Source organism: Pedobacter alluvionis (assembly GCF_003664035.1).
Lineage (GTDB): Bacteria > Bacteroidota > Bacteroidia > Sphingobacteriales > Sphingobacteriaceae > Pedobacter > Pedobacter alluvionis.
In genome coordinates this window covers 274,759-291,654 of record NZ_RCCK01000013.1, presented here as the reverse complement: position 1 = coordinate 291,654, position 16,896 = coordinate 274,759, and the positions used below count along the sequence as shown (strand labels likewise).

Here is a 16,896-nt window from a genome sequence, read left to right as displayed (position 1 = left end):
ACATCTCTTTACTAAAAACAACATACGGTATATTGAACATATTACGATATAAGTCGTAATAACTTAATACTCCTGAAAAAGCTAAAATAACGTGAGTTATGTGTGCCGATTAAAAATATGCTAGGTTTTCTATCAATCCAGGAATATTAGCAAAAACCTGCATAAAGATTCACTAAAGCATTGATTGGGCTGCGGTGTCTGGTGTGTTCAATATCACATACAGTTTTTAGAATATCGTTTACCCATTCTATCAGGCCTCTCTTGTTGAGGAGCACTTTATGTTGCGTTGTCAAGAGTTTGCTTTTCATATTCTTTTTTAGCTTAGTTATTAGTAATAAGCCTTTGTTCATCAAACTTTCTGATGCTTTTTCGTTAATAAATCCCTTGCCTGCAAAGGTTCAGGTAAATTACCAGGCAAGTGAGCATCCGCGGCTTTAACTGCACAAACCTTCCGTAGCATGGAGCTACAGGGCAATAACTGTTTACATGTCCTTTTTCAACTTCCTGCTGGGAGTAGTATTGAAAATATTTATAGCCGCTGTTTTGGATAGAGAATTTCTATGCACATCATTTCAGAAAGGCTTATTTCTGGTCGGCTTAAAGATCTTGGCTTGCCAGAATGGATTAAATGAGCAGCCATTTGTTTTTCAAAAGCGGTAACAAAATCATACAGTTCACAGAAAGATTTATTACCTTTAACTCGCTACTAATCATAGCATTGGTTTAGTTGGCAACTAAAATCCTCAAATACCATGGTTATTTCACAGCGGTAATTAATAATTGTTGATAATCAAATAATTAAGCCCATAACTTACTTTAACCTTAAGGATTTTGTCCACCGGTACCAATAGCCGCATTTGCATTGATTCATCTTGAGGAACTAACCACTGCCAGATGGCATGGCTTGCCGTTTCAGTTAACGTTTGTGCTAAAGCGACTGTGTAATTTGATGCACTTCTGTTTAGTGGTGCATTTAAGCGTTTTAGATCTAAGAACCTAAATCCTTCATATCAAAGTTTTAAATGTATTAATACATGAATATACTGCAGTGAATGAAAAACATTTATCCGCATGTAAACTATTGAATAACCATAAACGCAGAACGCCGGCTTTCGAGAGAAAGCCGGCGTTCTGTTAATTTTTGTTTGTATAAAATTATTTATTAAGATTTGGATTATTAATCACTTCGGCCTGTGGTATTGGAAAGGTAAGTTCGTCAGCATCGTACGCAAAGGTGTTTCCAGAAAAGAACAAGTGATTTGTTCCTCTTGTGATAGAGTGTTTGTTACGTTTCATTGCCAGATAAACTTTTCCCTCTCCCCAAAGCTCTATACGTGTTTGCTTATAAATTTCTTCTTTTAAATCTTCTCCACTTAAAGCATCAACAAAATTAGGGTTAGGAACACGTTCAGTTAATAGCTTCTTTAATTCAGTTCGGGCAAGTGCATCTTGATTTAATCTTGCTTTTGCCTCTGCATTTAAAAGAATCATTTCTTCAACACGCATATAAACGTAATCGGTAACTACCGTTCTTTGTCCACCTTCAATCCGTGCAGGATCAAAGAATTTTCCTGTTGGCAACAGGCCTCCATAATCTGCGTTATCGTCGAACTGTTTTTTACGGGCATCATCTTCAGGGATAGAAGCGTACAACTTATCGTCGATAAATTTAGGATCTCCAGCCCATGCGTAGCTATAGGTAAAGATATCAATTTGGCCCCACCAAGAAATCAAATCAAGGTTACTTGAAATCTGAAGATCAGCTCCCCACATCCAGTTGGCACTATTTGATAGATTGTTAAATCCATCGGTGGTTACATTTGCTTTAGCTAAAATCGGGAATTTAGGAACGATCTGATCTGTTAATGATACAACTTGTGCTAAATCTGAAGCGGTACCTCTTGCAGCATAAACATAAGCTAATAAGCCTTTGGCAACATCTGCATTTATTTCTCCTTTACTTCCTCTACCATAATCAGCCAACAATGTTGTTGCTTCTGTTAAATCTTTAATCATCTGATCGAAGATTACAGCAGAAGTAACTAAAGGCTGGTTCGTTGTTTTAGCATCGGTATACAGTGGAAGAATTTTTTCAGTTCCGGTACCGTAGCCTTTCGGTGCATAGAATTGTGTTAGGTAAAAATATGCATAGGCACGCATGGCTTTTGCCTGCCCCATACTATATGCAAGGGTTTTGTTAGTAAAGGTTGCATTGTTACCACCCAATACATCTATTAAAGAGTTTGCTCCAAAAATGATTTTATAATAATAACGCCATGGAATATACGCAGCATTCTGAGTAAAATCTTTTGTAGCCTGATACCTGACCACTGTGCTATACCAACCATAATTAAGTGATCCTAGTGCCATATCTGAAGCCAACATATCTGAAAAGATATCATAACCCTTTTGACCAAAATCATCATGCCCTGTTGTACCACCCGTTCCAGTATTATACATACTGGAATATAAGCCTCTTGTATAAGCATTTAATACAGAAGGATCTCTCAATGCCTCCTCACTAATCTGCTCCGGAGAAACTTTTTCACTTGGTCTTTCATCCAAGAAACTTTTTTTACATCCACTTGCAAACACCAGAAGTGCAAATGCGATATATATATATTTATTATTTTTCATGTTAGTAAGTTTATATTAAAGCTTAACTCTTAAACCAGCAGAGATAGTAGATAAGGGTGAGTATCTGTAAGTATTGCTACCCCCGGTTTCAGTACTATTAGCTGGCTCTGCTGTCATTGGATTTAGGCCTGCACGGGATGTACCTAAGTATAAGTTGTCACCCGATACCCAAACGCTTAAACCTGTAAGACCCAATTTACCCGTAATCTTTGTTGGGAAAGTATATCCCAAACGCACATTATTAAGAGAGAAGTAATCTGCCTTGGTAATAAATCGTGATGATGCCGAACTCACGTTTGCATCCTGATTATTAGATATCCTTGGAACAATTCCATCACCTGGCTGACTTGGAGACTGCCATCTGTTTAAAATATCCTTGTGCCAGTTATTATTTGCGATTAAGCCGTTACCCATTAAACCAGCATAAGCACCATCATAAACATAACCACCTAAGCTATATAGCATTTGAACACTTAAATCAAAACCTTTATAACCGGTAGTTAAATTAATTGCACCTCTTACATCAGGAATTGCGGAACGTCCATCATATTGCTGTGTAGCATTTTGATAAGTTTTGGTAGTAGTTTTCTTTAACTGCGCTTCTTTACCAGGGTTAGCAGCTAAATAAGATCCTAACGAACCAATGTACTCACCTGCCTGATTTTCTAACAAACCACCATCTGGCACACCGTTGTTATTAGCATCTAAATAATAAGCTTCCCAGGTTGATCTTCCATCAGCAGCATCTACGCCTGTATATTTACGTACATAGAAATCATAAATGGAGTGGCCGACTGACCAAGCATAGTTACCTTGAACATCAATTGGTTTTTGTAAGCCAGTTGATGGATCAATTGGCATTGCAGTCATTTTGTTTGAGAAAATTTCGCCGTTAATTCCCAGATCTAAATAAAAATCTTTCTTTTTAAAAATATGGCCAGTTAAATCAAACTCTAAACCCTGGTTCCTCAATGAACCGCCATTAACCTTAACAATAGCATATCCGCTTGATGGACCTATTCTTCTGTCAAAAATCAAATCATCAGTATTTTTCAAGTAATAATCAACAGAACCTGTTAAATAAGTACCTAAATTAAATTCAATACCTGTTTGGAACATTTTAGAAGTTTCCCAGGTTAAATCCGGATTTCCCACCAAATCAATAGAAAGACCTGGTTGATCGTTCACGTTATCAATATTGAAAGTATTATATCCTGGATAGTATCCAACACCGCCTTGATCGCCAATTAAACCATAACTTGCTTTTAATTTCAAGGAACTGAAGATATTTTGAGATTTCATAAATTCTTCGCTCGACACTAACCAAGCCGCACCTACAGAACCGAAAGTTCCCCATCTATTTGTTTTAAATCTAGACGAACCATCTCTTCTCAAACTTCCTGATAAGAAATATTTCTTTTGATAATCGTAATTAATTTGTCCAAAATAACTTTCCAGTTTATATTGCTCACTGTAAGAGTTACTTGGATTGGTTACTGTACCGTTATTTAAATCTTCTGAATCATTTAAAACCAAGTTGTATCTTGAAGCTTGTAATGTTTTCAGTTTCCAGTCAGTTACTTCATGCGCTGCTAAAGCTTCCAAACTATTTTCTCCGAAAGTTTTCTTATATCTTACTAAATTTAAAAGATTATAAGACATTAAACTGGTATTTTCTAAATAAATAGAACCACCTTGAGAAGCGGCAGATCCATAATATTTATTAGTTCTGCTTACACTTTCGTTATTGTAGTATTGTAATCCAAATGTATTCTCGAAAGTTAAACCAGGGATGATTTTTGCTGTTAAAGAAACGTTTCCGTTTAATTCATTTCTATCATCTCTATCAGTGTTGTACTGTGTATCGGCGATTGCATTGGTTAACGAACCAAATCTTCTACCTGCATTTCCATAATCATATTGGTTACCACCGAAGATTGGATCTTGCACAATGGCACCTTTCGTATCTCTTAAAAATAATGGATAAATTGGAGGAATGTTATCTACAAACCAGAAAATGCTTCCAGAATCTGATGTCTGACCACCGAAATTTCTTTTGGAATTTGTATAACCTAAATTCATACCGCCAACCAACCACGGCTTAACTTCGTGAGTTAGATTTAACCGGGCGTTTAAGCGCTTGTAGTTTGATTTGATGGAATAACCAATATCATCTAGATAACCTAATGAAGTAAAGTAGCTTGTTTTATCAGAGCTACCACCAATCCTCACATTTGCTTCTGTACGGGATGAATTTTGAAATGCATAATCTTCCCAGTTTTCAGGATCAAATTTCCTGGTTATACCAGATCTTACCTGCCTTGTAGCCGGATCAATTAAGTTGGCGCCGGTAGAATTCCAAATGTTAGAGGCTGCAGGTAAACCACCACCTGTTGGACCGAAAATTCTGGCATTTGCATAAGTTATAGCTGCAGCATCTGTTAAAGGAGTCGCTAAACCTCTACCTTGATTATATAAACCTTCCCATGCCAGACCGATAAATTCCTCAGGAGATTTAATTACATCGTAACGTGGCAATAGAGCCATGTTTGTACCGAAATTGACATCACCCTCGATAAATGCGCTTTTGCCCCTTCCTGATCTGGTCGTAATGAGTATTACTCCATTTGAACCTCTTGAACCATAAATAGCAGTTGCAGCAGCATCTTTTAAAACCGTAGTTGATTCTATATCATTGATATTAACGGAATTTAAACTTCCATAAAACGGAACACCATCCACAACGTACAAGGGATCGCGATTTCCTGATACAGAACCGATACCTCTGATACGAACTTTAGCTTCGGTACCTGGTTGGCCACTTTGTGTAATAACACGAACACCAGAAACTTCACCTGCTAATGCCTGTGATAAATTTGAGGCTCGTTTATTTCCCAGTTGATCAGCACTAATTGTTTTCGCCGAACCCGTAAATGCCTGTTTGGTTGTAGTACCATAACCAACAACAACAACATCGGTTAGTGTTTTAGCATCGGCTGATAAAGTAATGTTAATTACAGCATTTGCAGAGATCACCTGCTCTTTAGTTACATATCCAATATAGCTAAATTCGAGTATATTTGATCCTGAGGGAACACTTACAGAATATTTACCATTTGAATCTGTTACGGTGCCAGCTGATGCACCTTTAACTTTTACTGTTACACCTGGGATGGGTAATTTGTCATCCTGCGAAGTAACTGTACCAGTAATTGTTCTGTCTTGAGCTATTGCAGTAGATGCAAGAAACAAAAGTATGAACAAACTTTGTAGAAGTTTTTTCATGAAATTTAAATTAGTTAATGATTATTTATTTGAACCGCTAATATAATATAGCTAAGAACTAATTTAACAAAATTTAACAAATTAAGCGCATAATGACTTTATTTTGACAATAATATTGTCTGATTAAAAAGTCCTTTTTGGGGAAATTTTCTACACACTATTGAAGATTGTTGGTAATTACAATCATATTTTACCCCTAAATAGGCAGAAATTAACGCTTAATAGGGCGTAAGCACTATTATCCAAATCTAAAAAAACTGTGCCAAAAAATCATTGTTATCTAAACCGCGTAACTCTTGATACAAACAAAAAGAGACCTCCTAAATGGAGATCTCTTTTATATAATAAGCTCATTAACGAGCTTATAATAACATATTATTTAAGGAAGATCTTCCAAAAATCCTGTTTTATGATAACCACTTACCTTATATACTGTTCCGCTTACATTTAATTCAAAGTAAATCGAATCTGTTGGACTTTTAGAAACAGGGCCTTTGGTACCATTAGGAATAATTTTTCCATTTAAAATGGAGAAACTATCTGGTCTTCCGCTAGTTGTAGCTATATTAGCAATGTTTGCTCCAGAGAAAAGCTTATTTGGATAATCTACCCCGGTTTTTCCCTTAATAGATAAAACTGTTGCCCCAGATTTTAATCCTGTACCCTGTACCCACATTACATTAGGTGTATTCTCTGAAGTATTAAAAGTTAACAAGGTAGAATAAGCGCCTGTCTCGTTTACTTTAACGTGCCAGTCGCCAGCCATATCCTGGACTGCAGTGCCTCCAGGTTCCGGATCTTTTTTACAAGCACTTATTGCAACTGTAATCAGTGCAATAAAAATGAATATTATATTAATCTTTTTCATGATATCTATTTATTGTTAAACCAATTATTTACCCCACCAAACTTTTGTATAGATAGGAACCTGCGCAGGGGTATTAGCGTTTCTGCTTTTCTCAAAATCAGGATAAACAAATCTCCTTGGAAAATTGCCTGCACCTGTTACGCCGTTTGGCGTATAAACCAATTGACCCGGGGTATAACCTGCATCTGTTGAATAAACCGTGCTGGTTTTAGGATAGCCTGTTCTGTTCTGCTCAAAGAAAGCCTCTAAAGCATGTGAACCAAATAAGGATGCCCATTTCTGAACGATAATCGCTTCCAGATTTACTTCCTTATCAGCTGATGCAGGATAAGCATATGTTGTTGATAGCAGAGCAGCACCATCTAGACCAAGTTTACTAAATGCTGTTTTAACCCCTTCGTTATAAAGATTTTCAGCTCCGGCACCACCAAAATAGCGCAAACGTGCTTCTGCCTGCATAAAATAACTTTCATCCAGAGAGATAAGCGGAACTGCATCTGTCGCATTAACGACTACGTTAACGGCATCGTTATATTCTGGATGTGCTGAACCACCAAGATAATCCCCTTGATTAATCGAAGGAACAGGATTAGGTTCTCCATAATACACTTCAGCGCGTGGATCTTGATTCTGATTTAACCAAGAAGTAAACGTAATACTCGCTTTCAGGTTGTCAGGGGTATTTAACCTTCTGAAATTATACTCATAAAAAGGATTACTTTTATTAGGCACATCTGTAAATATATCTACTTTTGCATCTTCATCAAGAAATTTAGCCCCATCCTGGTAAAGCTTTAATATTCCGGCTTGTGCTTCATCAGGTTTGGCATTAACCATTCTTAAATACATTTTTAATTTTAATGTATTTGCAAATTTTTCCCAACTCGCCATAACATTAGCAGATGTACCCTTTTTTCCGAAAACAAAATCTGTTTTAATCTGCGCATCGGTAAGCGGCGCTGTCTTATAATCTCTGGCAAGTGCTGCATCAATTTCAGCAATTAGTGAAGTATAAATAGTATAACCGTCGTCAAATTTAGGCTGAAGATTTGCCCCCCCTTTAAGCGCCTCTGAATAAGGAACTTTATCGAACAAATCGACTAATACCTCGTATGTATAAGCTTTCATCACCGTATTCATGAGATTATACCTCCAATCCTGTGCAGCAACCGATTTGGTAATACCCAATTGATAATCGGTTAAAGCACCTGCAAATAATTCAGAGTAAGGTCCGTTAATGAAATTAGATGTTGCCTGCACATCGTAAGAATCGACAGTACGGAACTGACTTGAATTATTATTTTGCGTCCAATATTGCGCCCATATACCCCCAATAATTGAAAGGTCTCCACCTGTTCTGGAAACAGTTGAAATGACTGCAGAGGGAAACAGGGTCTCAACCGTAGCAGATTCAACAGGAGGGTTATTCGGACTTTGGTTAATGTCGAGTTTTTTGCAACCCGCAACAATTAACAAAGTTGAAAAAGCTAAAACTTGCGTTTTTCTTATTATATTTTTCATACTTAGATGCGATTAAAAGGTTAAGTTTAAAGAAAGACCAACATTACGAACAGATGGTCCTGTTCTGAATTCTCCAAACTCACTGGTTAAATCATTACCAAAGTTAGAAACCTCTGGATCGATAGTCCTGTTCTCTTTTGGCAACCAGGTAATCAGGTTACGGCCATAAACAGTTAGCGTAGCTCTATCTGCTCTGATTTTTTGAGCTATCGATTTTGGCAATGAGTAAGATAAAGTAATATCCCTAACTTTTAAGAAGGTTTTATCTAAAATTCTGTTTTGATAAGCAACCGCTTTACCGTTATTGGTATAATATAATGCATTTACGTTTCCTTCTGAAATAGGGGTTGTATTTTCTACATAACTTATGCCACCACCAGGGTTATTAACCTGTACAACTGAATTAGGAATAATAAAGGTTCTTCTGTCGTTATATAAGGTCTTGATATCATTACCCACAAAATTTAGCAAATCTGCTGTTCCTGAATAAAACACACCGCCTTTGCGATAATCCAAAGTAAAACCTAAGGTAAATTCTTTAAATTTAAAAGAGTTGGTTAAGCCCATAATGAAATCACGTTGTGAGGTTCCATAACTTCCGTTATTGTCTGCAAGCAATGGGAATCCATTACTACCAACAACAATCCTTCCTTGTGGATCGTATTTTGGAACCGGTGCCTCTAGCACACCTAATGGCTGGCCAACTCTTGCCACAAACTGAGCATCATATGCTGTGTTCAATACCAATTTATCCAATCCATCAGGAAGTTCTAGTACCACGTTACGGTTTCTGGTAAAGGTGTAGCCAATATCCCAGGTAAAGTTCTCATTTTTAACCGGTGTACCTGTTAATGCAATTTCCACCCCACGGTTACGAATCTTACCAAAATTTACAATCCTAGAGGTTACACCTGACGACGGTGCAGTTACAACCGGGATGATCTGATCTTTAGTTACACGGTTATAATACGAAACATCCAGACCTAAACGGTTGTTGAAGAATCTGATCTCTCCACCAAATTCTGTTTCGGTACTGATCTCAGGTTTAAGATCCGGGTTGTTTAATATGTCGGATACAGAGTAACCTGGAACGCCGGCAATCGGGAAGATGATGTTACCAAAGCCTAATGCAGCACTTGTTCGGGATAAAGTATTGAAAATACGGTAAGGATCTGTATCACTACCGGTTTGACCAACCGCAGCTCTAACTTTCAAAAAGCTAATTTTAGCGCTAGATAAATCTAATGCGTCTGAAAGAACTACAGCTAAGTTAGCACCTGGATAAAAGAAACTTCTGTTATCCGCCGGAAGTGTAGAACTCCAATCATTTCTGGCATTTAACGTTAAAAAAGCATAATTTTTATAGCCTAGTGTTGCCGAAGCATATGCGCCAAACAATCTTCTTTCGTTCTCCGCACTTGTACTGGTCGGATCGTTTGCACTATTGTTAATCTGATAAAACCCTGGGATAGCTAAATTCTCTACGCCAGTATATACTGAACGGTAGCCCCTATCGTTATAGTTAACACCAATTAAGCCATTAATATCAAAATCGTTTCCGAACTTCTTAGTAAAAAGGGCATTTAATTTCGAATCGTATTCAAAATATCTTTCTGATCCTTCGATTACATTACCCACGCTTTCTTGCCTGGTGTAACCTTCATCGTTTCCACCACCGGCCCAGCTGCCAATAGCAGGGTTGTTTTTCGCATTCCAAAACTTACTCGCGTTATTGGTTAAATCTGCTCCTTGCTGGAACTGGAACGATAACCAATCTGTTGCCTTATATTTTAAATCTACGTTTCCATAAAAGCGGTCGCTTTTGAAACGAGAGCCATTCTCGTAAACGGAGTAGTATGGATTTTGAGAGAAAGGAGAAAAATAATTATCTACGTTGTAGAATTTATTATTGTAATCTTTAAAATTTGTAAACGGATAATCTACAGGAATCTGTAATAAATCTTCATAAAACGAGGATCCGATACCAGATACTGCCTGCCCCGTTTGAACTGCCCTGGTATTTTTACCAACGTAATTGGCAGAACCAGATACTGTTAACCCCTTGTACTTTGTTGATCCGCTAAGCGAGAAGTTATTACGTTTATAGGTATCGTTAGCTCCCGGAAGAATACCATTACTATAAATATTACCATAGGAAAGGTGAAAAGTAGATGTTTCATTACCACCACTAAGCGCTAAACTGTTATTAAACTCCTGACCAGTATCAAATGCATCACGAAAGTTATCCTTAACAGCTACAAATGGTTTTGTTTCCTGATCGCCGTCAACAATTGGTCCCCAGGGCCTGGTCATACCATCCAACTTCGGCCCCCAGCTCCCGTTTTCAGCTAACCAGTTCTGTTTGCTCCAACCTTGTCCGTATTGATCCTGAATACTAGGAACAATAGCAACATTGGTAAAAGAAGCTGAAGAACTAAGATCAATTTTCAAAGCACCGGCCTTACCCTTTTTAGTGGTGATCAAAATTACACCATTTGATGCTCTGGACCCATACAATGAACTTGCTGCCGCACCTTTAAGGATACTGATAGTTTCAATATCATTTGGATTGATATCATTAGCACCGTTTCCAAAATCGTAGTTCTCAGAGATATCTCCAACTGTACCTGGCGCAGAAGTTCCGCCCGGCCTTGAGTTATTGATTGGAACCCCATCAATTACATAAAGTGGTTGATTATTTCCGCCCACGGACGAAAACCCTCTTAAAATTACCTTACTTGATCCACCCGGAGAACCTGAAGTAGTAGAAATATCTACCCCTGCAACTTTACCCTGCAAGCCTGCAACCGCATTGGTTGGTGCTCCCCGGTTAATTTCATCGGTTCCTACTTGTGTAGAAGAGTAACCCAGGGTTTTCTTTTCCCTAGAAACCCCTAATGCAGTAACCACTACTTCTCCAAGTTGTTTAGAATCTGATGATAAGGCTACATTGATCACGGTTTGAGAGCCTATCTCGCGTGTTTGAGTTGTAAAACCAATAGATGAAAATTCTATTGATTTTGCTGTAGATGGAACTTTTAATGTGTACTTTCCACTGGGATCAGTAGATGTTCCTAATGTTGTTCCCAGTACTTTAATGCTGACTCCAGGAATGGGCAGTTTGTCGTCTTGCGCCGTAACCGTTCCTGTGATTGTTCGCTCCTGTGCTGTCGCGGAAATTGCACACAGCATCAGCATGAACAAACTCTGTAGAAGTTTTTTCATCGTTTTAAATAGGTTAGTTAAATGTTCGGTAAATTTAGTCTTTGCTGTTACTCAAGTCAAGACATTTTTAACATTTTTTAACACACCTACTTTAAGCAATTGTATTTAACTGGTAATCAAAAAGATAAGATTGTATTATTTTAGTGATTATTTTAGGCTTAAGTGATTGAAAATGACTACTCACAAACAAAAATTAGATCTCAAATCATGTTTCCACCTTCCCGCACAAGTCTCTGACCGACGGGTGCTAGCCAAATAAACGACCGGGCCAGGTCGAAATCTTATACATCGAAAGGCCAGGTTTTAAGCTCTTATTATGCCTTTTACCAATTTAAATCCAGTTTTACGCTTTCGAAATCTTCTTTCACCATTTATTCCGCACACATGGGCGGAGCCTAATATTATATATCATAAGCGTAAAAATTTGCCACAAAGTTCTAATAAAATGTTAGCCAAATCCAGAATGGGCTGCAGGAGAATTTTCTTCATGGGGCACCAAAACAAACAAGGGGCTGTCCGAAAAGATCAGACAGCCCTTTAGCGTCTTAAAAAAATCATGAAAAGTGTTTCTAAAATAGATGTGATATAACGAAACCTTTTAAATTGCATTTCTGATGTCAAAACGCCATTCCATTTCTAAAACTTATCCCAGAACAACTTTGTGGTTACAATGTCTCCTCCAATTGCACCGGAGGCCTGACTATAATTACTGCCATTTAATTGCTGTTCATTACTTGGATAGGTAAGCCTGTTAGGAAAACCAGATTTAGCGCCTACAGGTGCAGTAATTTTTGGAAAATCCAGTCTTCTTAATTCTGTCCAGCCATTAAAAGGCCTGTTATAAAGAGCGATCCATTTTTGGACACCTATTTTTTCTCTCCAGGTACCAGATGCCGTTGCATAAGAAACCAGTGGATTTGCCAGATAAGTGGATGCTTCTGTAGCAGTGCCTCCCCAATATAAAATTGATGCCGTAATCGCATTATTATAATGCGTTTCTGCATTACCGCTAACAGCATATCCTCTTTCAGCGGCTTCTGCTCTATTAAATTCAGTTTCTACATAATCCATCAGCAAGGTTTGCGCATCAGGAGCATAAACTTTAGGTCCTGGTTTAGAAAAAGCAGATATGGTATTCACCTGCCCAACTATACCACCAACATAATCGCCGTTTGCATTGGTACTAAAATACTGTGGCAAACGAGGGTCTGCCAGCACTAACAATTTGTCTACCAAATCTTTTGCGGCCACGTAGTCACCACGCCCACCTGTTACAATATCAACAAAAAGTGGGTTTTGGTTTGGTGCACCTGCCAGATATTTAAAAGTTGCATTATCCGCATCTGCAGAAATTGCACCTGCATCTGATGCTTCGACAGCAGTTTTGGCAATTGTATTATCTGCATCTGCTAAAATTAAAGCTTGTTGCATCCGTAAAGAGTTACCAAATTTTATCCATTTTGAAATATCCCCTTGAAAAATAAGGTCCTCACTTGCAGAAAATCCTGCACTAGCCGTGTTGAGTTGGGCAATGTCGGTATTTAACCTTTTTAATAGATCTAACGAAATCGTCTTTGCATCATCATATTTCGGAAAAAGATTTTGTTGATCTAGCGACTGGCTATAAGGCACATTGCCAAAAGTATTAACCAGAGTACTGAAGGCCAGCACTTGCATAATATCAATAATTGCCAGTTGATTCGATTTTATACCGGCGTTTAACGTAACATTGGCCTTTATAATGGTTGATGATTGAGTTAAATTTTGGAGTACTTCCCTATACATCGTAGTCCACCATGCCTGAGGAATATTTCTGGTACCGAAGTCGTACTGGGCTTCATCCTGATACGTTACCATTGCCCAATGACTTGTAGTGAATCTGAAAACGTTGTTGTTAACACTAGCACTCGTAACAACATCGCTGTAAGATTTGGTTGCGAATGAAAACAAAGTCGCAGCAGGAACCTCTGTTGGCTTTTTGGTATCAATATTAAGTGATGTAATATTCTTCTTACAAGCTGTAAAAGAAACGAGCATTGCAAAAAATATGATTGATTTTTTCATTTTATTGTAGATTTAATTAGAATGATAGCTTTGCATTTATCCCTATTGTCCTGGTTGTTGGATATGCACCACTTTGTATCCCTTGCACATTTCCAGAAGACAAATTCTCTTCCGGATCTGAATAAGGGAGATTTTTATGTATAATCCATAAATTTCTTCCAAAAACAGAAAGATCAATCCCTTTAACAGGTCCCCATTTTGAAATCATGGCTTTTGGAAAAGAGTAGGTTAATGTAGCTTCTCTTAATTTTACATAACTGGCATCGTATGAGAATGCGGATTGCGGAAGGGTAGGAGAATTGGCATCTATCACGACACGTTTAGTATTAACCTGACCGTTTTCTGTTACACCATCTAAAATAACGCCTCCGCTATTTCCACCATTGGTTACCGGATTCCTTACCGGATTACCCAGATCGTTTAAGCCAACGGTATTTGGCAAAATACCAGTATAGGTAGCATAAAACTGGTCTAATGACCAAACATTGCCACCAGAACGGATGTCGATTAAGAATCCTAAGGATACGTTTTTATATTTAAAACTATTATAAATACCGCCAATCCATTTTGGATTAATATTACCGATAACATTCGTTGTACTTGTTGTTATTTTATAATATCCATCTGCACCAATAACTTTTTGTCCGTTTGCGTTATAGACATAATCCTTGCCCTGAATGGTTCCGTATGGCTGACCTAAAGTAGCATTAACACTTATACCAGCCTGAAAACTACCTAACTGCAAATTTTTACTGTCATTATACAATTCCAAAACCTTACTGTTGTTTTTTGTCCAATTGATATTAATGTTCCAGGAAAAATCTTGTGTTTTGATTGGAGAACCATACAATGAAACCTCGACACCATTATTTCTTATCACACCAGCATTAACATAGGTATTGGTGAATCCTGTTGCAGCAGAAACCGCAACTGGTATAATTTGATTTTTTGATTTTGTCAGGTAATATGAAGCATCAAAACCAATACGGTTATTCAAAAAAGCCATTTCTAAACCAATCTCACTGCTTTCTGTTTTTTCGGGTTTTAATGAAGGATTATTTGTAGTAAAAGGATATGCAAATAAAATGCTTGATCCAAATAGATTTTGAGAGGTATAAACATTTTTGATACTACCAAAAGGTGCGTCGTTTCCAACTGTAGCATAGTTTACACGTAGTTTTCCTGATGATATCCAGTCAACCTTATCCTTTAGCTGCTGAGAGAACAACCAGCTGCCCGCAACCGAATAATAATTGTATGCATTTCCGACTCCTGGAAGTGTAGAAGATTTATCTCTTCTAAAAGTACCATCTAAGGTTAAAAATTCATTATAGGTCAGGGTAGCTCCACCAAAAAATCCGTCAACTTCTCTAGGCTCATATTTTTCTACAGGGGCTGCTACGGCACCAACAGAATTAGAAATACTATAAAGCCCTGGTACAATTAGCCCACCATTTGTGGTAGAAAAAACACTGTTCAATAAATTCTTTCTGATATTACCACCAATCAATGCTTTCAAGTTAAGGTTCTTCGTTACATTTTTATCAAAGTTTGCGATAAGGTCAAAATTTGTTTCGCTTACAGACCTGTCTGTGCGGGCATAAGAAGCTGCTCCCTGACTTCCTACGGCAACCCTTTCTTCCTGAAATTCATTGTAAGTATCTAAGGAAACACGTCCGAGAATATTTAGCCAGTCAGTTGCCTTATAATTTAAAGACGCATTCCCAAAAATCCTGCTCCTGGTATCATTTTGATAATTCTGGTACCTTGTCCAATAATAATTATCAGTATATTTAGGAACCAGGCCTTCAGGCGTAGAAGGGTCAGACCAATTCCATGTAACATTTTGCTTATTTCTAAAGTAAGCATCCTTTTGAGCCATCATATCAACATTGGTTTGATACCATTGCCTAAAATTTTGGTTCACATTTAACCCACTATATCCCGACCCATATCTACCCAAACCCTCAACTTTTGAGTAATTTGCAAGTGCCGATGCGGTTAACCGATCGGTAATTTGGTATGTAGAACCAAAATTCAATATATTTTTAATGATTTTACTATTAGGTAACGTTCCCCGGTCATCACTTCTGGTATAACCCAGTTTGATTGTCCCTTTATCGGATGCGCCACTAAATAATATATTATTGTTATTAGAAATTGCCGTTTCATAAAATGTTGATGGATTGTTTGCGGCAGCAACCCAAGGCGTTTTTTTCTTATAATTAGGAGAGTATGGATCAAAGGCATCCCATTGATATACAAGCAGGTTTGGATCAAATTTAGCCCCATAAGATGCATCTTCAGAAGTAGGAACGACCTTTTCCTTAACACCGTTACCCTGAACATCAATCAATAAGAAGCCATCTCCGCTTTCGTATCCGCTTGAATACCCGGCACCATATTCCGTTTGATACTCCGGAAAAGTTGATTTGTCAATTGTTCCGACGGTTAAACCACTATTAATCGTTATCCCCATACCTTTACTCTTCCTGCTTTTTGTAGTAATCATAATTACACCATTCGCCCCTCTCGAGCCATAAAGCGCACTTGCTGCAGCTCCCTTAAGCACGTTAACCGATTCAATATCGTCAGGATTGATATCCGCTGCCGCATTTCCATAATCGTAACCACCCCTTCCTGTTGTCTGGTTAGTAGAATTATTGTTTGAATTGTCGACCGGAACACCATCCACTACAAATAGTGCCTGATTATTTCCTGTTAAAGACTTACTCCCTCTGATTACGACATTGGTTGATCCACCAATTGCATTACCTTGAATAATCTGCAAACCAGATACTTTACCTGATAGCGCAGACACTGCGTTTGATGAGCGTGTTAGCGTAAGTTCTTCGCCTTTTACCTGCTGCGCCGCATAAGACAAGGTATTTTTCTTCCTAACCTGGCCCAAAGCAGTTACCACAACTTCATCCAAAGCATTAGCATCTGAAGACAAAATAGCATTGATTACATTTGAACTTCCAATTGGTTTGGATTGAGTTGTAAACCCGATTGAGGAAAATACAATAATTTTAGCGTCTGATGCGACTTTAATGGAGAACTTTCCGTCAGCGCTGGTTGAGGTGCCCCCTGTGGCTCCCTGAATTTTCACACTTACTCCAGGGATTGGCAGTTTGTCTTCTGAAGACGTAACTGTTCCGGTAATAGTTCGATCCTGTGCCAATGCCGATAGTGCAAAAAGCATACAGATGAACAAACTCGGTAAAAGTTTTTTCATAATTAAGAAATAGTTTAGTTATTGATTCGCCTAATCTAGTGTTAAAATTCAGGTTAAA

Annotated in this window: 7 protein-coding genes and 1 pseudogene; all 8 read right to left on the bottom strand. The window is 37.9% G+C overall.

Annotated features, from left to right (window positions below):
- Window positions 1-146: 146 nt before the first annotated feature.
- Window positions 147-383, bottom strand: a pseudogene (locus BCL90_RS26265) (transposase); the annotation flags it as partial.
- A 772-nt stretch (window positions 384-1,155) separates the two neighbouring features.
- Window positions 1,156-2,637 carry a RagB/SusD family nutrient uptake outer membrane protein gene (locus tag BCL90_RS18050; RefSeq protein ID WP_121285490.1) on the bottom strand — a complete coding sequence of 494 codons (1,482 nt, stop codon included), beginning with the start codon at window positions 2,635-2,637 and terminating at the stop codon, window positions 1,156-1,158.
- 15 nt (window positions 2,638-2,652) lie between these two features.
- Window positions 2,653-5,922 (bottom strand): SusC/RagA family TonB-linked outer membrane protein, encoded by a 3,270-nt coding sequence (locus BCL90_RS18045; RefSeq protein ID WP_121285489.1) that lies wholly within the window; start codon window positions 5,920-5,922, stop codon window positions 2,653-2,655.
- 379 nt (window positions 5,923-6,301) lie between these two features.
- Complete coding sequence (locus BCL90_RS18040; protein WP_121285487.1) at window positions 6,302-6,790, bottom strand: lipid-binding protein; 489 nt, start codon at window positions 6,788-6,790, stop codon at window positions 6,302-6,304.
- Between the two features lie 24 nt (window positions 6,791-6,814).
- Complete coding sequence (locus BCL90_RS18035; protein ID WP_121285485.1) at window positions 6,815-8,311, bottom strand: SusD/RagB family nutrient-binding outer membrane lipoprotein; 1,497 nt, start codon at window positions 8,309-8,311, stop codon at window positions 6,815-6,817.
- A gap of 12 nt (window positions 8,312-8,323) precedes the next feature.
- Window positions 8,324-11,536, bottom strand: a complete 3,213-nt coding sequence (locus BCL90_RS18030) for a SusC/RagA family TonB-linked outer membrane protein (protein WP_121285483.1) — start codon at window positions 11,534-11,536, stop codon at window positions 8,324-8,326.
- 636 nt (window positions 11,537-12,172) lie between these two features.
- Window positions 12,173-13,600 (bottom strand): SusD/RagB family nutrient-binding outer membrane lipoprotein, encoded by a 1,428-nt coding sequence (locus BCL90_RS18025; RefSeq protein WP_121285481.1) that lies wholly within the window; start codon window positions 13,598-13,600, stop codon window positions 12,173-12,175.
- A gap of 16 nt (window positions 13,601-13,616) precedes the next feature.
- Window positions 13,617-16,838, bottom strand: a complete 3,222-nt coding sequence (locus BCL90_RS18020) for a SusC/RagA family TonB-linked outer membrane protein (RefSeq protein ID WP_121285479.1) — start codon at window positions 16,836-16,838, stop codon at window positions 13,617-13,619.
- Window positions 16,839-16,896 lie beyond the last annotated feature (58 nt).

Coding starts and splice junctions, on each gene's coding strand:
- BCL90_RS18050 (WP_121285490.1), bottom strand. CDS start 2,637: ATGAAAAATAATAAATATATATATATCGCATTTGCACTTCTGGTGTTT.
- BCL90_RS18045 (WP_121285489.1), bottom strand. CDS start 5,922: ATGAAAAAACTTCTACAAAGTTTGTTCATACTTTTGTTTCTTGCATCT.
- BCL90_RS18040 (WP_121285487.1), bottom strand. CDS start 6,790: ATGAAAAAGATTAATATAATATTCATTTTTATTGCACTGATTACAGTT.
- BCL90_RS18035 (WP_121285485.1), bottom strand. CDS start 8,311: ATGAAAAATATAATAAGAAAAACGCAAGTTTTAGCTTTTTCAACTTTG.
- BCL90_RS18030 (WP_121285483.1), bottom strand. CDS start 11,536: ATGAAAAAACTTCTACAGAGTTTGTTCATGCTGATGCTGTGTGCAATT.
- BCL90_RS18025 (WP_121285481.1), bottom strand. CDS start 13,600: ATGAAAAAATCAATCATATTTTTTGCAATGCTCGTTTCTTTTACAGCT.
- BCL90_RS18020 (WP_121285479.1), bottom strand. CDS start 16,838: ATGAAAAAACTTTTACCGAGTTTGTTCATCTGTATGCTTTTTGCACTA.